This window comes from Pseudomonas sp. SP16.1 (genome assembly GCF_052682975.1).
Map to the genome: position 1 here is coordinate 4,737,933 of NZ_JBQYFZ010000001.1, position 16,739 is coordinate 4,754,671.

A 16,739-nucleotide genomic window follows, 5' to 3' on the forward strand; every position below is an offset into this window, starting at 1 on the left:
CGAGGTTCGCACCGTGTCCGCTGCTTCCGTCTACCGTCTTCCCGGCTTTTTGCCGTTCCTCGCCGCCCGCCTGCTGGCGGTATTCGCCGTGCAGATCCAGGCCGTGGTGGTGGCCTGGCAGGTCTACGACATCACCCGCGATCCGCTGGCGCTGGCCTACGTCGGCCTGGCGCAGTTCGTGCCGATGCTGCTGCTGTTGCTGCCGGCGGGCGATCTGATCGACCGCTTCGACCGCAGGCTGATCCTCATGCTCAGCTGGCTGGCCGAGGGCCTGTGCGCCGCGGCGCTGCTGGGGCTGTCGCTGAGCGAGGCGCCGATCACCTGGTATTACGCGGTACTGGTGTTCTACGGCTGCGCCCGCGCCTTCACCGGCCCGGCGCTGTCCAGCCTGCTGCCGCAGATCGTGCCGCGCGAGCGCCTGGCCGCGGCGATCGCCGCCAACAGCATGATCATGCGCGCCGCGACCATTTCCGGCCCTGTGCTCGGCGGCGCCCTGTACGCCATCGGCGGCGGTGGGCTGACCTATTCGACCTGCCTGCTCGGCTTTCTCGCCGGCGCGGCCCTGCTGCCGCTGGTGCCGGTGCGTTATGCGCAGCCGATGCAGGCGCTGGAGACCAGCGCCTGGGCGCGCTTCACCGCCGGTATCGGCTTCATCCGCTCGCGGCCGATTATCCTCGGCACCATTTCCCTGGATCTGTTCGCCGTGCTGCTCGGCGGCGTGGTGGCGCTGCTGCCGATCTACGCGCAGGAGGTGCTGGAGGTCGGCCCGACCGGCCTCGGCCTGCTGCGCAGCGCCATGGCCGTGGGCGAGGTGGCGGTGGGCCTGTACCTGAGCATGAGGCCGTTCAACCGCCACGTCGGCCTGGTGATGTTCGCCGCGGTGGCGCTGTTCGGCCTGGCCAACCTGGTATTCGCCCTGTCCAGCCTGTTCTGGCTGTCCTTCGCCGCGCTGGCGGTGGCCGGCGGCGCGGACATGGTGAGCATGTACATCCGCTCCTCGCTGATCCAGTTCTCCACCCCGGACGCCATGCGCGGGCGGGTCAACGCGGTGAACATGCTGTTCATCGGCTCGTCCAACGAGCTCGGCGAGTTCCGTGCCGGCACCAGCGCCGCCTGGTTCGGCGCGGTGCCGGCGGCGCTGCTCGGCTGCGCCTGCACCCTGACGGTGACCGGCGGCTGGCTGCTCGGCTTCAAGAGCCTGCGCCGGGTCGACCGCTTCGAGGACGCCGCGCCGGCCAAGGCCTGAGCGCGGCGCTTACGACCAGTTGGCGAGCAGCGCCGGCAGTTCGGCCAGGCTGCCGATCTCGCCGTCCGGGCGGGTCTCGGCCTGCCAGCTCAGGCCCTGCGGGTTGAACCAGATCGCGCGCAGGCCCGCGGCCTGGGCGCCGGCGATGTCGTCGCTGGGATGATCGCCGATATGCACCGCATGCTCGGCCCGCACCCCCGCGCGCTGCAGCGCCTCCAGAAACGGCTTGGGGTCGGGCTTGCCGACGCCCAGCTCCTCGGCGCACAGGGCGAACTGGAAGTACTCGGAAAGCCCCAGGCGACGCACATCGGCGTTGCCGTTGGTGATCACCCCGAGCTGGAAGCGCTCGGCCAGCAGTTCCAGGGTCGGATGCACCTCGGCGAACAGCTCGACCTGATGGCGCGCATTGAGGAACACCTGGAAGCCGGCCTCGGCCAGCGCCAGGGACTCGTTCTGCGAATAGCCCGCGCCTTCCAGGGCATGGAACAGGATGCGCCGGCGCAGCTCGCTGAGGCGGTGCTTGAGCATGGGTTCGACATCGAGCAGGCCGCTGCGGATCTGCCACAGATGCTCCACCGGCACCGCGCCCAGGCGCGGCGCGTGCAGCGCCAGCCAGTTGCGCAGCGCCGCCTCGGCGTCCTGCATCACCGGGGTCACGTCCCACAGGGTGTCGTCGAGATCGAAGGTGATCAGCTTGATGCTCATTGGGAATCGCCTTTGCGCTTGGCGCGCGGATGGGCCTGGTCGTAGACCTTGGCCAGGTGCTGGAAATCCAGGTGGGTGTAGATCTGCGTGGTGGCGATGTCGGCGTGGCCGAGCAGCTCCTGCACCGCACGCAGGTCCTGGGATGATTCGAGCATATGGCTGGCGAAACTGTGGCGCAGCATATGCGGGTGCAGGTGCTGGCCAAGCTCGCGCACGCCGGCCTGGCGTACCCGCAGCTGCACCGCACGGGCGCCGAGGCGGCGGCCCTGCTGGCTGACGAACAGCGCGCCATCGCCGGGATGGGCCAGCTTGCGCAGCGCCAGCCAGTGCTCCAGCGCCTGCCGCGCCATACGCCCGACCGGCAGCTCGCGCACCTTGTTGCCCTTGCCGCGCACCCGCACCAGGCCGGCGGCCAGGTCGAGGCCGTCGAGATCGAGGCCGACCAGTTCGGACAGGCGCAGGCCGGAGGAATAGAACAGCTCGAGCATGGCCTGGTCGCGGCGGGCGATGAAGTCGTCCTCCAGCGCGCCGTCGAGCAGTTGGGCGCTGCGGTCGGCATCGAGGGTGCGCGGCAGGCGCCGTTCGCGCTTGGGCGGGCTGAGACCGGCGGCCGGATCGTGGCGGCACAGGCCCTCGCGCAGCAGGTAGCGGTACAGGCCGCGGGTGGCCGAGAGCAGGCGCGCCAGGCTGCGGCTGGCCAGGCCTTGGCCATGCAGGCGGGCGATCAGCCGGCGCAGGCTGCGGGTATCCAGCGCGGCCCAGTTGTACAGGTCCTCCGCCTCGCAGAAGGCCAGCAGCTTGGCCAGGTCGCGGCGATAGCCGTCCAGCGTATGCGCCGACACCTGGCGCTCGCGGCGCAGGTATTCGAGATAGGCATCCAGGTCGGCGGCAAGCTTCACGCTTCAGGCTCCGGCATCGGTGGAAACCGAGCAGCGCTTCCACCTGGGGTGGTGGATGGAAAAAGCCTCATCCACCCTACAGGTTTAGCGTACCGAGCGCAGCGGCGTGGCGAAGCCCGGCAGCACGCGGGCCAGCACTTCGGCGATATAGCCGAGGAACAGGGTGCCCAGCGAGCTCTTGTAATGCTGCGGATCGACGCTACCGATGGCCAGCACGCCATGCAGACCCTGGTGATTGAGCGAGACCACGGCGGCCGAGCCGACCTGGGCCGCCTCGTCCTTGCCGAACAGGAACTCCAGCTCGTGCGGGCGCAGCACGCCGCAGATGGTCTTGCCGCCGCTGAGCAGGCCGCCGATCTGCTGATGCGCCTCGGCCAGGCTGGCCGAGCGGCCCACCGGCAGCTTGCCGTCGCTGAACAGGATCAGGCCGACGAAGGGCACCTGGAACTCGTGGCGCAGGCTGTCTTCCACCGCGCCGACCACTTCCTCCAGGCTGCCGGCGTCGAGCAGGTCGAGCACCAGGCGGCGGGTCTTGTCGAACAGGCGATCGTTGTCGCGGGCCACGTCCATCAGTTGGCCGAGGCGGTGGCGCATCTCGATGTTGCGCTCGCGCAGCAGCTTGACCTGGCGCTCGACCAGCGACACGGCGTTGCCGGGCTGGTGCGGGATGCGCAGCTCGGGGATCAGTTCTTCATGGTCGATGAAGAATTCCGGATGCAGGCGCAGGTAGGCGGCGACCGTTTCCGAGTCGAGCGGCTTGGAGGAGTCCTGCTGGTCAGTCATAGGCGAACCTGTCCTTCGTATACGCGTGCAGCGGGCCCGGTCATCATAACCGGCTGACCCTCACCTGCCCACTCGATGGACAGCCGGCCGCCCGGCAGCTCCAGTTGCACCGGCGAATCCATCCAGCCCTGGCGGATCGCCGCGACCGCGGCGGCGCAGGCGCCGGTGCCGCAGGCCTGGGTCTCGCCGGCGCCGCGCTCCCACACGCGCAGGCGCGCGTGCTTGCGATCGAGCACCTGGAGGAAGCCGACGTTGACCCGCTGCGGAAAGCGCGCATGGTGTTCCAGCTTCGGCCCGAGCGTATGCACCGGCGCGCTGTCGACGCTGTCGACCCGCAGCACGGCATGCGGGTTGCCCATGGACAATGCGGCCAGCTCCACCGTCTCGCCCTCCACCTCGACCTGGTAGCTCAGCGCCGCCTGTTCGGCCTGGAACGGCACCTGCGCCGGCTCCAGACGCGGCGCGCCCATGTTCACGCAGACCTGGCCGTCGTTGTGCACGCGCAGCTCGATCACGCCGCTCTTGGTCTCGACGCGGATCACCTTCTTGGTGGTCAGGCGCTTGTCCAGCACGAAGCGGGCGAAGCAGCGCGCGCCGTTGCCGCACTGCTCCACCTCGGAGCCGTCGGCGTTGAAGATGCGGTAGCGGAAGTCGACGTCCGGGTGGCTCGGCGGCTCGACGATCAGCAACTGGTCGAAGCCGACGCCGGTGTGGCGATCGCCCCACTGCTTGGCGTGCTTGGGCTGCACGTGGGCGTGCTGGCTGATCAGGTCGAGGACCATGAAGTCGTTGCCCAGGCCGTGCATCTTGGTGAAGCGCAATAGCATGGCGGCGCCCTCAGCTCGGCAGCAGGCTTTCGCCGGCGTAGAGCTCGGGGAGGGTTTCGCGGCGGCGCACCTCGAAGGCCTGCTCGCCGTCCACCACCACCTCGGCGGCACGGCCGCGGGTGTTGTAGTTGGAACTCATGACGAAGCCGTAGGCGCCGGCCGAACGCACCGCCAGCAGATCGCCTTCGGCCAGCACCAGCTGGCGGTCCTTGGCGAGGAAGTCGCCGGTCTCGCAGATCGGCCCGACCAGGTCGTAGTCGCGCGGCTCACCGGCGCGCGGCTGCACCGGCGAGACGTCCATCCAGGCCTGGTACAGCGCCGGGCGGATCAGGTCGTTCATCGCCGCATCGACGATGGCGAAGTCCTTGTGCTCGGTGTGCTTGAGGTATTCCACACGGGTCAGCAGCACGCCGGCATTGGCCACGATGAAACGGCCCGGCTCGAACACCAGGGCCAGGTCGCGGCCCTTGATGCGCTCGCGCACGGCCTTGATGTAGTCGCCGGCCAACGGCGGCTGCTCGTCGCGGTACTGCACGCCGAGGCCGCCGCCCAGGTCCAGATGGCGGATGTGGATGCCGCGCGCGGCCAGCTTGTCGACCAGCAGCAGCAGGCGATCCAGGGCATCAAGGAAGGGTTCGAGAGCGGTCAGCTGCGAGCCGATATGGCAGTCGACGCCAATCACTTCCAGGTTGTCCAGCTCGGCGGCGCGGGCGTAGACCGCCTCGGCCTGCTCGATGTCGATGCCGAACTTGTTTTCCTTCAGCCCGGTGGAGATGTAGGGGTGGGTGCCGGCGTCCACGTCCGGGTTGACCCGCAGCGACACCGGCGCCTTGACGCCCAGTTCCGCGGCGACCTGCTGCAGGCGTTCCAGCTCGACGCTGGATTCGACGTTGAAGCAGTGCACGCCGACTTCCAGGGCGCGGCGCATGTCGTCGCGGCTCTTGCCGACGCCGGAGAAGACGATGCGGCCGGGTTCGCCGCCGGCGGCCAGGACGCGCTCCAGCTCGCCGCGCGAGACGATGTCGAAACCGGCGCCGAGGCGCACCAGGACATTGAGCACGCCGAGGTTGGAGTTGGCCTTGACGGCGAAGCAGACCAGGTGCGGCAGGCCGGCCAGGGCATCGGCGTAGGCGTGGTACTGCGCCTCGATATGGGCGCGCGAGTAGACGTAGGTCGGTGTGCCGAAGCGCTGGGCCAGCGCGGACAAGGCGACACCTTCCGCGAACAGCTCGCCGTCGCGGTAGGTAAAGGCTTCCATGGGGTGCTCCTTCAGAGTTCGAAACGGTCTCGGCTGTTGCTGGCGTCGTCGTCGCCTGGCAGGTACAGCGGGCCTTTCTGTCCGCAGCCGGCCAGCAGGCAGACGGCGGCAAGGAGCGCGAGGGTCAGTCGCTTCATGGGGAGGTCCTTGAAATAAGCGTGAATTGCGTCGGAGTATACCGACCCCCCGCCACCTTGCCTATGCGCCAGGCGCCCGTCCGGCGGGGCTCATGGCCGCCTCGCGCGGCCTCCGCCGATGCCCCGGGTCGGCAGGCCCGGCTGTTCAAGGAGGCTCGATGGACAATCCCGCCACGCTGGCCGGCTCGGTTTCGGTGGCCTACCTGCAGGGCCTGGTCGATCACCTGCAGCGCCAGGGCATCGCCCCGGCCGTGCTGCTCGGCCACGCCCGGCTGACGCCCGAGCTGCTGGCCCAGCGTGAGCAGCGCATCGCCGCCGGCGTCTACCTGAGCCTGCTCGGCGAGGGCGTGCGGCGCAGCGGCGACGACTGCCTCGGCCTCCACCTGGGCGAGGCGGTGCGTCCCGGCTACTACGGCGTGCTCGGCTACCTGCTCATGAGCTGCGCGACCCTGGCCGACGCCCTCCACCGCCAGGCGCGCTACGCCGCCCTGGTCGGCAACCTCGGCCAGGTCGACCTCGCCGACGAGCCGCCGCGCCCCGGCTGCGAGGCGCTGGTGGCGCTCAGCTGGCAGCCGCTGCTGGCGCAGCAGCAACGCCAGCTGAGCGAGGAGACCCTGGCCGGCTGGGTCAGCTTCGGCCGCTGGATCAGCGGCCTGGACATCCCGCCCACCGAGGTGCGCTTCCAGCATCCGGCGCCGGCCGATACCGCCGAGCATGAGCGCATCTTCCGCTGCCCGCTGCTGTTCGAGCAGGCCGACAACGCCCTGGTGTTTCCAAGGCGCCTGCTGGCGGCGCCGCTGGGCCAGGCCGACGCCCAGGTGCGGCTGATGCTCGACGCCTACGCCGAGCGCCTGCTCGGCGAACTGCGCCAGGGCCGCAGCGTGCTGGATCGCGCGCGGCTGGAGCTGGTGCGCCAGCTGCCCGAGCGGGGGCCGGATCTGCAGGCCATCGCCAGCGCCCTGGCGCTCAGCCCGCGTACCCTGCAGCGGCGCCTGCGCGAGGGCGGCCTGTCGTTCAGCCAGCTGGTCGACGAGACCCGCCAGCAACTGGCGCTGCACTACCTGCGCGACCCGGCGCTGGAGCTGGCGGAGATCGCCTTTCTGGTCGGCTTCGGCGAGCCCGGTTCGCTGGCGCGCGCCTTTCGCCGCTGGACGGGAGGGAGTCCTGGCGAGTACCGTCGCCACCTTCTTGGCTAGGCCGGCTACCCCGGTCTGGCGTTTTCGCCTATTTTTCTGCAGTCGCTGCACCTTGTGAGGACACCCCGATGAGCCTGAGCGAAGCCCGCTTCCACGACCTGGTCGATGCCACCCAGCAGGCGCTGGAAGACATCTTTGACGACAGCGGTCTGGACGTCGACCTGGAGAACAGCGCCGGCGTGCTCACCGTGCGTTTCGACAACGGCAGCCAGCTGATCTTCAGCCGCCAGGAGCCGATTCGCCAGCTGTGGCTGGCCGCGCGTTCCGGTGGCTTCCACTTCGACTACGACGAGGCCGCGGGGCGCTGGATCTGCGACAGCAGCGACGAACTGCTCGGCGAGATGCTGGTGCGCATCACCCTCGAGCAGTGCGGCGCCGAGCTGGAGTTCGATGAGCTCTGAACCCGTGCCGCCGGCCTCGCCCTGTCGCCGGCAGTGCTGCCTGGACGCCGCCGACATCTGCCTCGGCTGCGGCCGCACCCTGCAGGACATCCTCGACTGGGGCGCGGCCGACAGCGAACGGCGCCGGCAGATCTGCCGCGAGGCCGAACGGCGCCTGCATCAGCGCAAGACGGCGCCCTGACCGGCTGGTCTTGTTTATTCGTCTGGCTGTGTTAGGGTCGGTACGACATTCTGCTGAACCCCGCCTTCGGGCGGGGTTTTGCTTTTTCTGCGTCCCGCACGAGGAGTCAGGCCGCCATCATGAGCAACACGCCCGCTATCACCATCACCCGTCTCGACCTGCAGCGTCTGGAGCGTCTGCTCGACAGCCTGGAGGATTTCGGTCCCGGCGCCGCCGCGCTGCAGGCCGAACTGGACCGTGCCGAGGTGGTCGGGCACGACGAGGTGCCGGCCGGGGTGGTGACCATGAACTCGCGCGTGCATTGCCGCGAGGAAAGCAGCGGCAAGGACTACCACCTGACCCTGGTCTACCCGCAGGACGCCGGCGGCGAAGGCCGGGTCAGCATCCTCGCGCCGGTCGGCAGCGCGTTGCTCGGCCTGTCCGTGGGCCAGCACATCGACTGGCCGGCGCCGGGCGGCAAGCAGCTCAAGCTGACCCTGCTGGCGGTGGAGTACCAGCCGGAGGCGGCGGGCGAATACGACCGCTGACCACGAGGCGGCGGCGCCGCCCCGGCTGAGCTGGCAGGCCGTTGAAAAACGTAGGCGACGACTGCATGGATGCAGGAGGTAGAGCGACGCAGGAAGCCCGAGCCGAGGTAGCCAGTGCAATACCGATGGCGGCCCCGCAAAAACAGGCGAGGACCGGTCGGAGTCGCGCTCGACTTTACGAGCTGTAAATGAGCAGTACTCGCTTCGCTCGCCCTTCGGGCCGCACTGAAGTGCGTTGGCCGCAAGCGGCCTGCCGAGCCTGTTTTTAACGCAGCAATGGCAACGTAGGTAGTTTTTCAACAGCCTGCTAGAGTGAGGCCTCCCCGCAATGGCAAGGAGGCCTCGCCATGTCCAGTCTGCCCCTGTACTTCCCACCCACCTACCAGCTGCCGCGTGCGCTGCGCTGCGCCGAACTGGTGCTGCTCGCCTACGATCAGTACGCGCAGTGGCTGGCGCAGCAGCGCCCGCGCAATCCCGAGCATTTTCACTGGCAGCGGCCGCAACTGGCCGGCTGGCAGTTTTCCGCGCCCATCTGGAGCATCCTCAGCGAGTGGTACGTGCGCAACGAGTCGGAGCCATTCGGCTCCGCCGCTCGCGATCCGCAGGGCGACTGTTACCTGGTGTTCCGCGGTACCGAGTCGCTGCAGGACTGGCTCGACGACCTCGACCTGGACCAGCGCGACTACCCCTGGCAGGCCGGCAGCGGCCTGGTGCACGACGGCTTTCTCAAGCTCTACCGGTCCCTGCGCGACCAGGCGCTGCTGGCGCTGGACGACCTGCAGCCGCAGGCCGCGCTCTGGGCCTGCGGCCACAGTCTCGGCTGCGCCCTGAGCAGTCTGGCGGTGCCGGACCTGCGTCGGCGCTGGCCATCGCTCGCCCTGCAGCACTACAACTTCGCCAGCCCGCGCCTGGCATCGCCGGCGTTCGCCGACTACTACAACGGGCTGGCGGTGCCGACCTACCGCCTGGTCAACGACAGCGATCTGGTGCCCGAGGTGCCGCCGGCCGACAGCGATGGCTGGCTGTACCAGCATCTCGGTCTGCCGGTGACCTTCTCCGCCAGCTATGCGGGCGTGGTCGCCAACCACAGCATGGCCGACTGCTATCTGTATGCCTTGCACAATCCCGATGCGCCGATGCGCGGCTAGTTAGGCCTGCTGCAGCGCCGCGTTCAGTGCGTCCTCCAGTTCGCTCTTGTAGCGCAGGTAATGCACGGTCTGCGCCTGCTGGCCGGCGAGCACGGCGGACAGGTCGAGGTCGGTGATGTAGCAGGGGTAGCGTTCGCCGCCGGCACGCTGGGCGAGGATGTGCCGGGCCACGGCGCGGTACAGCTCGCGGCCGTACTCCAGTTCGGAGAACTCGCGGTGGTTGCAGTACAGGCTGACGTGCGCCTGCCGACCGTCGCCCGGCTCGAGGATCGCCTGCACGTCGTAGAACGGATGGCTGACCGGCGCCTGCGGCGGCGGCCGGCGTTCCAGGCGCTGCGCACGCAGCGGCGCGTCGGGCAGCAGCTGATAGTAGAGAACCTCCGGCATCGGCCGGGCGTCCGCGCTGTCCAGCGGCAGCATGGCGTTGCGTCGGTACAGCAGCGACTGCAGGAAGCGCTGCAGCGGGGTGAGCAGGCTTTGCTCGTCGCGAAACGGCAGGCGCCGGCGCCACAGCGCGTTGTATTCATCGAGCAGGGTCAGCTCGGCCTCGCCGCCGCTCTCGTGCAGGCGATAGAACAGCTGGATGCAGTCGGGCCGGCCCATGGGCAGGATCAGCGCCAGGTCGTCGCCCTCCAGCGCGTGGCGATCCAGATGCAGCGGGCTGTACAGCTCCTGCTCGGCGCCGAGGTGCTCGATCAGCGCCGGCAGGTCGCCGAGCGCGGCGTGGTTGACCTGGCCTGGCGTCAGCTGCAGCACATGGTAGTGCTGGCGCACCTGCAGCAGGTAGCGCGCCTGGCGCCCCTCGGCATAGGCGGCGAGCAGGTCGCGCAGCAGTTCCTCGACCCGTTCGGCGATCGTCGTCGCGCGGTTGCGACAGAAGCAGCGCACCTGCACCTTCGGCGAGGCGCCGTCCGGCGGCAGGCTGTTGAGCAGGTCGCGCAGGCAGTCGAGCAGGGCGTCGCTGCCGTCGTAGCGGCTGACCTGCAGCTCGTTCCAGCTGTTGAGCACGACCTGATCGAGGGTCAGTACCAGGTTCTCGCGCACCCCGGAGTAGCCCAGCGCGTCGGTGCGCCCGCTGGTCATGTGCAGGTTCATCTGGCTGTGCTGCGGCAGCGGGTCGACGCCGACATTGACCAGCAGCAGCACCTGGCTGGGCCGGCTGGCGCGCAGCAGCGCGGCTTCCTCCACGCCGGGCAGCGGCAGGGGAAAGCTCTGCTGCAGGCTGGCGATCAGGTGGGTCAGCTCGAACTCGGTGAGATCGCTGGCGCCGGGATGCAGCGACAGTCGCGTGCTGGCGTCGATCACGCCGTTGCGGTGGCACCAGGCGAGCAGTTCGACCAGCGCGCGTGAACGCTTCAGCGGGGCGAAGTCCGGCCACTCCTGGGCGCCCAGGCTGCCATTGAACAGGGCCCACTGAGAGTCATCGGGCGATTCCGGGTTGGCGTGCTGGACCAGGGTCAGGGTGTCCTCGGCCAGGTCCGGGGCGATGCCCGGGTTGATGAACTCGACCTTGCCGGCCTTGCGCTCGAAGGCGGCGTACAGGCGCCGTCCCAGCACGTTGAGATCGCGGCTGTTCAGCGAGCTGCCGGCCTGCGCGCTGCGGGCGAACTGGGAGAGGAAGCGATAGCTGTAGGTCAGCTCGTTGACCAGCACGCGGCGCTCGGCGACGACCTGGCGCACCTTCCACTGGCTGCGGCTGTCGAGCAGGCCGAGCTGGCGTGCGTTCCAGCTCCAGGCACCGGTCAGGCGCTCGAGCAGCAGGCGCTGCCAGCTCTTGGCGCGGCCGCGAGCCGGCGGCCGGCTGATCTTCTTGTTCACCTTCAGGTACAGGCAGCGCCGCACCAACTCCAGGCGTTCGCGGTCGCCGCGCGCGCCGAGGTATTCCTCCAGGCGGCGGTAGACCACGATATAGGGGTCGAGCTCGTCCAAATCGAGGCGCCCCTCGAACACCGCCTGCTTGAAGCGCAGCGACAGGCATTCGACCTTGGGATGCTCGCTGGCGTAGACCTCGGTGAGCAGCAGCTTGAGCACCGACTTGTAGGGCGACTCGATGCCCTTGTACAGCTGCCACATGCCGGCGCCGATGAACTCTTCAGGCGGAATGTGCGCCAGGTGGCCGAGGTCGAGCACGTCCTCGGCGCGCACGAAACGCTTGCTCAGCAGGGTGCTGCAGTAGTCGTGGTAGCGCGGCTCTTCATACACCGGCACCAGCCACCAGATCGGCGTGCGCCCGCCGAGCCAGATCGCCGTGCGGTAGAACTCGTCGAGCAGCAGGTAGTGCTGGGTGGTGCCGCAGTCGTCGGAGGTCAGTTGCGCCTCGCGCGCGCCCTGGGCGAAGCGCAGCGGATCGACCAGGAACACGTGCACCTCGGCGCCCTGGGTGGCGGCCCAGCTCTCCAGCTGGTCGCACTTCTTGCGCAGCTCCTGCAGCTCCTGCGCAGTGAGATTGGGCGAGTGGCATAGCCACAGGTCCATGTCGCTCTGCTCGGCCTGTGCCACCGTGCCCAGGCTGCCCATCAGGAACAGGCCGTGCAGCGGTGCGGCGCCCTGGCCGCGGCGCGGCTTGTAGGCGAAGGAGCGGGTCAGGCGCTGCACCTCGGCGAGCACCTCGTCGTCCGGCTCGAAGCCGCTCAGGCCGGCCGGCGCGCTGGCCGACACGTAGCCCGGCAGCAGCGGATGGTTGACGTGCAGCAGCAGCGGCAGCAGCTTGAGCACCAGTTGCTGGCGCGTCGACAGGCCCTGCATGGCGCGCTGCAGGCGACCCTGGTTGATCTGCAGGAAGCGCGCGCGCAGCTGCGCCAGCACCTTGCGGTCGATGCCGTCGTCGATGTCCGGGCGGATTTCCTGAGTGCGCGTCATGCTCGAGCTCTACGGGGAGTGGGGCAAGCCTATCAGCGGCGCGCATCCACTGCAGTGCCTGACGCTATATCGCCCGCCGGGCTCGAAATTGTAGGGCGGCGGGCGAAGGATTATGCCTAGGCGGGCGTCTTGCTGGCGCTGAGTATGGTCAGCAGGGCCTGGGCGTGTTCGGCGGCATCGATGCCCAGGCTGGTCAGGTAGCCGCCGTCGGCCTGGCTGACCAGGCCCTTCTGGTGCAGGCGGGTGATGGCGCCCTGGGCCTTGAACGAGGCGTTGTTGTGGACCTTGAGGCCTTCCTGATGGTTGTCCAGGTTGTACAGGGCGAGGATTTCCAGCTCGTCGATCATTTCGGGGGTAAAGGATTTCATGGCGACTCCGCTCTTGTTGTTCTAGGACCGACGCGACTGCCGGGTCTGTGCAGTGTAGTGAGGGATTCGCGCGCTCGCCTGTGCGACCTTCGCCGCATTCAGTCCTGCTGTTCGGGCAGCTCCGGCAGGGCGCGCAGGGCCTGCTCGTACCAGGCGGCGTCGAACGGGCGATCGTCGCGCAGCATGGCGTCGACCTCGTGGGCCAGCACCAGGGCCATCAGCTGGAGGATTTCCTCGCGCGCGTAGCCGACCAGGCTGAGCTTGTTGTACACCGCCTGCGCGGCGGCCGGCTCGCCGGCTTCCAGCTGGTTCTCGATGGCCTGCACCAGGGTGGCTTCGGCGAAGTCTTCTTCGTTGTCGTCGTGGTCGTTCATGCGGCGATTCTCCAGTGGGATGGGCTGCTAGGCGGGCAGGCCGAGCAATGCCGACGCGATCAGGCCGAGCAGGCAGGCACCGCCCAGTAGCTGCAGGCGGCGTGCGCCGACCTGGCGATCCAGGTCGGCCGGCCACCAGGGCATGCGCGGGCGTTGGCCGAGGCTAAGGCCACGCAGCGTCAGCCAGCCCAGGCAGTAGGTCAGGCGGTTGAACAGCAGTTCCAGTGCGCCGTCGACGACCAGCCCGATGACTATGCGCTGCAGCGTCAGGAGGCCCTGGAACAGGCGTCCGAGCAGGCTGCCCAGGCCATCGAGGTCGTCGATCACCGGGCGCTCAGCGTGCCGCCAGCAGCTCGCGGCCACGCACCACGGCGGCGCGCACCTGGTTCGGCGCGGTGCCGCCGATATGGTCGCGGGCGTTCACCGAACCTTCCAGGGTCAGCACGGCGAACACGTCGTCGGCGATCTGCTCGCTGAACTGGCGCAGCTCGTCCAGGCTCATCTCGGCCAGGTCCTTGCCGCTGTCCACGCCGTACTTCACCGCGTGGCCGACGATCTCGTGGCAGTCGCGGAACGGCAGACCCTTGCGCACCAGGTAGTCGGCCAGGTCGGTGGCGGTGGAGAAGCCGCGCAGCGCCGCCTCGCGCATGATCTCGCGCTTGGGCTTGATCGCCGGGACCATGTCGGCGAAGGCGCGCAGGCTGTCGCGCAGGGTGTCGGCGGCGTCGAACAGCGGCTCCTTGTCCTCCTGGTTGTCCTTGTTGTAGGCCAGCGGCTGGCCCTTCATCAGGGTCAGCAGGCCGGTCAGGGCGCCGAACACCCGGCCGCTCTTGCCGCGCACCAGTTCGGGCACGTCGGGGTTCTTCTTCTGCGGCATGATCGATGAGCCGGTGCAGAAGCGATCCGGCAGGTCGATGAACTGAAACTGCGCGGAAGTCCACAGCACCAGCTCTTCGGAGAAGCGCGACAGGTGCATCATCGCCAGCGACGCGGCGGCGCAGAACTCGATGGCGAAGTCGCGATCCGACACGCCGTCCAGCGAGTTGCCGGAAACCGCCTCGAAGCCCAGCAGCTCACAGGTGATGCCGCGGTCGATCGGGTAGGTGGTGCCGGCCAACGCGGCGCTGCCCAGCGGCATGCGGTTGACCCGCTTGCGGCAGTCGACCAGGCGTTCGTAGTCGCGGGTCAGCATCTCGAACCAGGCCAGCAGATGGTGGCCGAAGGTCACCGGCTGGGCGGTCTGCAGGTGGGTGAAGCCGGGCATGATGGTATCGGCTTCCGCCTCGGCCAGGCCCAGCAGGCCCTGCTGCAGGCGGGTGATCTCGGCCAGGATCAGGTCGATCTCGTCGCGCAGCCACAGGCGGATGTCGGTGGCCACCTGGTCGTTGCGCGAGCGGCCGGTGTGCAGCTTCTTGCCGGTGACGCCGATGCGGTCGGTCAGGCGCGCTTCGATGTTCATGTGCACGTCTTCCAGGTCGACGCGCCAGTCGAACTGGCCGGCTTCGATCTCGCCCTGGATCTGGGTCAGGCCAGCGACGATGGCGTCGCGCTCGGCATCGCTGAGCACGCCGACCTTGGCCAGCATCGTGGCATGGGCGATCGAACCCATAATGTCGTGGCGGTACAGGCGCTTGTCGAACTCGACGGAGGCGGTGAAGCGGGCGACGAAGGCGTCGACGGGCTCGCTGAAGCGGCCGCCCCAGGATTGGTTGGTTTTTTCGCTCATGGCACTTGCTCTGGCTCGGGCTCTGGAACGGGCGGGCCGCTTGCTGCGGCCTGCATGGCGGACAAAGTGCATCGATGATAACAGGGTCGGAGGCCCTTTCGCCGCGCCGCGTGCGCCGCCCGGCAGGCGGTGATGGTGTCGGCTGCTTCACAATTTCGTCGCGACGGCGGCATTTCGGTGCTTTATTTTGTCCGGCCGGAGCCCTCTGGCTTGCCGGGCCGCCGGCCGACACGGAAACTGCGCCGATGCATATTCGATCGCTGTTCAAGAACCATCGCAACGCCTCTGCCGACGACTTCTTCGTTCCCGAACTGTGCCAGCCGGAAGCGCTGCTGAGCATGGTGCTGCTGGCCGAGTTGCTGGTGCTGGTGCTGGTGCTGTCCGAACCCATGCTGAGCGGCTTCAACTGGGTGCGCCTGGCGCTGACCTCGCTGTTCGTGCAATGGATCGTGCTGCTCTCGGCGGCGCTGCTGTGCCGCCTGCGGCCGCTGCTGGCGCGCCTGCCGCCGGCGTTGGCCGGTAGCCTGTGCTGCGCCCTGGTGGTGTTGCTGACCCTGGGCTGCACGGCGGTGGCCGATTTCTACGAGCTGGGCGGGCCGCTGCCGCGCAGCGGCGAGGTCAACCTTTACCTGCGCCACGCGCTGATCGGCCTGATCATGTCCGCACTGCTGCTACGCTATTTCTATCTGCAGAGCCAGTGGCGGCGGCAGGAACAGGCCGAGCTGCGCGCGCGCATCGAGTCGTTGCAGGCGCGTATCCGTCCGCACTTTCTGTTCAACAGCCTGAACAGCATCGCCAGCCTGGTCACGCTCGACCCGTACAAGGCCGAACAGGCAGTGCTGGATCTGTCCGACCTGTTCCGTGCCAGCCTGGCCAAACCCGGCAGCCTGGTGCCCTGGCGCGAGGAGCTGGAGTTGGCCAAACGATATCTGTCGATCGAGCACTACCGGCTCGGGGAGCGGCTACAGTTGCAATGGGAGGTCGAGGGTGTGCCGGAGGATCTGCCGATCCCCCAGCTGACCTTGCAGCCCTTGTTGGAGAACGCATTGATCTATGGCATCCAGCCGCGCATCGAGGGCGGCCTGGTGCGGATCGAGGCGCAGTACCAGGACGGTGTGTTCAGCTTGTGTGTCAGCAATCCGTATGAAGAGCGGGGCGAGCAGCACCCGTCGCGGGGAACGCAGCAAGCGCTGAGCAATATCGACGCGCGCCTGGCGGCACTTTTCGGGCCGCGCGCCAGTCTCAGCGTGGAGCGCCGTGACGGCCGCCATTACAGCTGTCTACGCTATCCTTGTGCGAGACTCACGCAGGAAGCCAGAGCAATATGAATGTCCTGATCGTCGATGACGAACCCCTTGCCCGCGAGCGCCTCAGCCGCATGGTCGGCGAGCTCGAGGGCTACCGGGTCCTGGAGCCGGCCGCCAGCAATGGCGAAGAAGCCCTGACCCTGATCGATAGCCTCAAGCCGGACGTCGTCCTGCTCGATATCCGCATGCCCGGACTGGACGGCCTGCAGGTCGCCGCCAGGCTGTGCGAGCGTGAGGCGCCGCCGGCGGTGATCTTCTGCACCGCCCACGACGAGTTCGCCCTGGATGCCTTCGATGTCAGCGCCGTCGGCTATCTGGTCAAGCCGGTGCGCGCCGAAGCCCTGGCCGCCGCGTTGCGCAAGGCCGAGCGGCCCAACCGGGTGCAGCTGGCCGCGCTGACCCGCCCGGCGGCCGAGAGCGGCAGCGGTCCGCGCAGCCATATCAGTGCGCGCACGCGCAAGGGCATCGAGTTGATCCCGCTGGACCAGGTGGTCTATTTCATCGCCGACCACAAGTACGTGACCCTGCGCCACGAGGCCGGCGAGGTGCTGCTGGACGAGCCGCTGAAGGCGCTGGAAGACGAGTTCGGCGAGCGTTTCGTGCGCATTCACCGCAACGCCCTGGTCGCCCGCGAGCGCATCGAGCGCCTGCAACGTACGCCGCTGGGGCATTTCCAGCTCTACCTCAAGGGCCTGGAGGACGACTCGCTGGTAGTCAGCCGCCGGCATGTGGCCGGGGTGCGCAAGCTGATGCAGTCGCTGTAGCAGGGCGCCGGCTGCGGCCGATGGCCGCCTCCC

19 protein-coding genes are annotated in these 16,739 nt (G+C 68.7%); 8 read left to right on the forward strand and 11 right to left on the reverse strand.

Translation table 11 applies throughout. The features are described from left to right. Positions 1-13 precede the first annotated feature (13 nt). Complete coding sequence (locus ACUTAF_RS22340) at positions 14-1,246, forward strand: MFS transporter (protein ID WP_445582015.1); 1,233 nt, start codon at positions 14-16, stop codon at positions 1,244-1,246. A 9-nt stretch (positions 1,247-1,255) separates the two neighbouring features. On the opposite strand, the gene ACUTAF_RS22345 is transcribed toward ACUTAF_RS22340, so the two are convergent. From ACUTAF_RS22345 to lptM, 6 genes are all read right to left on the reverse strand, one after another. After that, entirely contained in the window at positions 1,256-1,951 is a 696-nt protein-coding gene (locus tag ACUTAF_RS22345) for an HAD family hydrolase (RefSeq protein WP_445582016.1), read from the reverse strand. Next, a complete protein-coding gene (gene xerC, locus ACUTAF_RS22350) occupies positions 1,948-2,850 on the reverse strand; it encodes a tyrosine recombinase XerC (protein ID WP_445582017.1) in 903 nt (300 codons plus the stop codon). Before xerC ends, ACUTAF_RS22345 begins: the two co-directional genes overlap by 4 nt. 84 nt (positions 2,851-2,934) lie before the next feature. Then, positions 2,935-3,633 (reverse strand): DUF484 family protein, encoded by a 699-nt coding sequence (locus tag ACUTAF_RS22355; protein ID WP_445582018.1) that lies wholly within the window; start codon positions 3,631-3,633, stop codon positions 2,935-2,937. Continuing rightward, entirely contained in the window at positions 3,630-4,460 is an 831-nt protein-coding gene (dapF, locus tag ACUTAF_RS22360; protein ID WP_445582019.1) for a diaminopimelate epimerase, read from the reverse strand. Before dapF ends, ACUTAF_RS22355 begins: the two co-directional genes overlap by 4 nt. Positions 4,461-4,470: 10 nt before the next feature. After that, positions 4,471-5,718: a diaminopimelate decarboxylase gene (lysA, locus tag ACUTAF_RS22365; protein ID WP_445582020.1), complete on the reverse strand. Its 1,248-nt coding sequence runs from the start codon at positions 5,716-5,718 to the stop codon at positions 4,471-4,473. An 11-nt stretch (positions 5,719-5,729) separates the two neighbouring features. Beyond that, the gene (gene lptM / locus ACUTAF_RS22370) at positions 5,730-5,855 is read right to left on the reverse strand and encodes an LPS translocon maturation chaperone LptM (RefSeq protein ID WP_445582021.1); all 126 of its coding nucleotides are present in this window, start codon (positions 5,853-5,855) and stop codon (positions 5,730-5,732) included. Positions 5,856-6,013: 158 nt separating this feature from the next. Here lptM and ACUTAF_RS22375 point away from each other — a divergent pair, with 158 nt between their 5' ends. The 5 genes from ACUTAF_RS22375 to ACUTAF_RS22395 all read left to right on the forward strand — a co-directional run bounded on the left by ACUTAF_RS22375 (position 6,014) and on the right by ACUTAF_RS22395 (position 9,308). Continuing rightward, on the forward strand, positions 6,014-7,051 hold the full coding sequence (locus ACUTAF_RS22375; RefSeq protein ID WP_445582022.1) for an AraC family transcriptional regulator: 1,038 nt from the start codon (positions 6,014-6,016) through the stop codon (positions 7,049-7,051). A gap of 68 nt (positions 7,052-7,119) precedes the next feature. After that, a complete protein-coding gene (cyaY, locus tag ACUTAF_RS22380; protein ID WP_445582023.1) occupies positions 7,120-7,452 on the forward strand; it encodes an iron donor protein CyaY in 333 nt (110 codons plus the stop codon). After that, positions 7,442-7,633 (forward strand): DUF1289 domain-containing protein, encoded by a 192-nt coding sequence (locus ACUTAF_RS22385; RefSeq protein ID WP_445582024.1) that lies wholly within the window; start codon positions 7,442-7,444, stop codon positions 7,631-7,633. Before cyaY ends, ACUTAF_RS22385 begins: the two co-directional genes overlap by 11 nt. Before the next feature lie 119 nt (positions 7,634-7,752). Then, the gene (gene rnk / locus ACUTAF_RS22390) at positions 7,753-8,160 is read left to right on the forward strand and encodes a nucleoside diphosphate kinase regulator (RefSeq protein ID WP_445582025.1); all 408 of its coding nucleotides are present in this window, start codon (positions 7,753-7,755) and stop codon (positions 8,158-8,160) included. 347 nt (positions 8,161-8,507) lie between these two features. Next, on the forward strand, positions 8,508-9,308 hold the full coding sequence (locus tag ACUTAF_RS22395) for a lipase family protein (RefSeq protein WP_445582026.1): 801 nt from the start codon (positions 8,508-8,510) through the stop codon (positions 9,306-9,308). On the opposite strand, the gene ACUTAF_RS22400 is transcribed toward ACUTAF_RS22395, so the two are convergent. The 5 genes from ACUTAF_RS22400 to argH all read right to left on the reverse strand — a co-directional run bounded on the left by ACUTAF_RS22400 (position 9,309) and on the right by argH (position 14,635). Beyond that, entirely contained in the window at positions 9,309-12,167 is a 2,859-nt protein-coding gene (locus ACUTAF_RS22400; protein ID WP_445582027.1) for a class I adenylate cyclase, read from the reverse strand. A gap of 116 nt (positions 12,168-12,283) precedes the next feature. Continuing rightward, positions 12,284-12,535 carry a TIGR02647 family protein gene (locus ACUTAF_RS22405; protein ID WP_445582028.1) on the reverse strand — a complete coding sequence of 84 codons (252 nt, stop codon included), beginning with the start codon at positions 12,533-12,535 and terminating at the stop codon, positions 12,284-12,286. A 98-nt stretch (positions 12,536-12,633) separates the two neighbouring features. Beyond that, the gene (locus tag ACUTAF_RS22410; RefSeq protein WP_445582029.1) at positions 12,634-12,909 is read right to left on the reverse strand and encodes a hypothetical protein; all 276 of its coding nucleotides are present in this window, start codon (positions 12,907-12,909) and stop codon (positions 12,634-12,636) included. A 27-nt stretch (positions 12,910-12,936) separates the two neighbouring features. Next, a complete protein-coding gene (locus ACUTAF_RS22415; protein ID WP_445582030.1) occupies positions 12,937-13,236 on the reverse strand; it encodes a hypothetical protein in 300 nt (99 codons plus the stop codon). Between the two features lie 7 nt (positions 13,237-13,243). Next, complete coding sequence (gene argH / locus ACUTAF_RS22420; protein ID WP_445582031.1) at positions 13,244-14,635, reverse strand: argininosuccinate lyase; 1,392 nt, start codon at positions 14,633-14,635, stop codon at positions 13,244-13,246. 245 nt (positions 14,636-14,880) lie between these two features. On the opposite strand from argH, the gene ACUTAF_RS22425 reads away from it, so the two are divergent. Further along, complete coding sequence (locus ACUTAF_RS22425) at positions 14,881-15,963, forward strand: sensor histidine kinase (RefSeq protein ID WP_445582032.1); 1,083 nt, start codon at positions 14,881-14,883, stop codon at positions 15,961-15,963. Next, complete coding sequence (locus tag ACUTAF_RS22430) at positions 15,960-16,706, forward strand: LytR/AlgR family response regulator transcription factor (protein ID WP_445582033.1); 747 nt, start codon at positions 15,960-15,962, stop codon at positions 16,704-16,706. Before ACUTAF_RS22425 ends, ACUTAF_RS22430 begins: the two co-directional genes overlap by 4 nt. The last annotated feature ends 33 nt before the right edge of the window (positions 16,707-16,739 follow it).

What these genes read in the sequence shown, in the direction of transcription:
- ACUTAF_RS22345 (WP_445582016.1), bottom strand. Translation starts at nt 1,951, where the DNA reads ATGAGCATCAAGCTGATCACCTTCGATCTCGACGACACCCTGTGGGAC.
- ACUTAF_RS22355 (WP_445582018.1), bottom strand. Translation starts at nt 3,633, where the DNA reads ATGACTGACCAGCAGGACTCCTCCAAGCCGCTCGACTCGGAAACGGTC.
- dapF (WP_445582019.1), bottom strand. Translation starts at nt 4,460, where the DNA reads ATGCTATTGCGCTTCACCAAGATGCACGGCCTGGGCAACGACTTCATG.
- lysA (WP_445582020.1), bottom strand. Translation starts at nt 5,718, where the DNA reads ATGGAAGCCTTTACCTACCGCGACGGCGAGCTGTTCGCGGAAGGTGTC.
- lptM (WP_445582021.1), bottom strand. Translation starts at nt 5,855, where the DNA reads ATGAAGCGACTGACCCTCGCGCTCCTTGCCGCCGTCTGCCTGCTGGCC.
- ACUTAF_RS22375 (WP_445582022.1), top strand. Translation starts at nt 6,014, where the DNA reads ATGGACAATCCCGCCACGCTGGCCGGCTCGGTTTCGGTGGCCTACCTG.
- cyaY (WP_445582023.1), top strand. Translation starts at nt 7,120, where the DNA reads ATGAGCCTGAGCGAAGCCCGCTTCCACGACCTGGTCGATGCCACCCAG.
- ACUTAF_RS22385 (WP_445582024.1), top strand. Translation starts at nt 7,442, where the DNA reads ATGAGCTCTGAACCCGTGCCGCCGGCCTCGCCCTGTCGCCGGCAGTGC.
- rnk (WP_445582025.1), top strand. Translation starts at nt 7,753, where the DNA reads ATGAGCAACACGCCCGCTATCACCATCACCCGTCTCGACCTGCAGCGT.
- ACUTAF_RS22395 (WP_445582026.1), top strand. Translation starts at nt 8,508, where the DNA reads ATGTCCAGTCTGCCCCTGTACTTCCCACCCACCTACCAGCTGCCGCGT.
- ACUTAF_RS22400 (WP_445582027.1), bottom strand. Translation starts at nt 12,167, where the DNA reads ATGACGCGCACTCAGGAAATCCGCCCGGACATCGACGACGGCATCGAC.
- ACUTAF_RS22405 (WP_445582028.1), bottom strand. Translation starts at nt 12,535, where the DNA reads ATGAAATCCTTTACCCCCGAAATGATCGACGAGCTGGAAATCCTCGCC.
- ACUTAF_RS22410 (WP_445582029.1), bottom strand. Translation starts at nt 12,909, where the DNA reads ATGAACGACCACGACGACAACGAAGAAGACTTCGCCGAAGCCACCCTG.
- argH (WP_445582031.1), bottom strand. Translation starts at nt 14,635, where the DNA reads ATGAGCGAAAAAACCAACCAATCCTGGGGCGGCCGCTTCAGCGAGCCC.
- ACUTAF_RS22425 (WP_445582032.1), top strand. Translation starts at nt 14,881, where the DNA reads ATGCATATTCGATCGCTGTTCAAGAACCATCGCAACGCCTCTGCCGAC.
- ACUTAF_RS22430 (WP_445582033.1), top strand. Translation starts at nt 15,960, where the DNA reads ATGAATGTCCTGATCGTCGATGACGAACCCCTTGCCCGCGAGCGCCTC.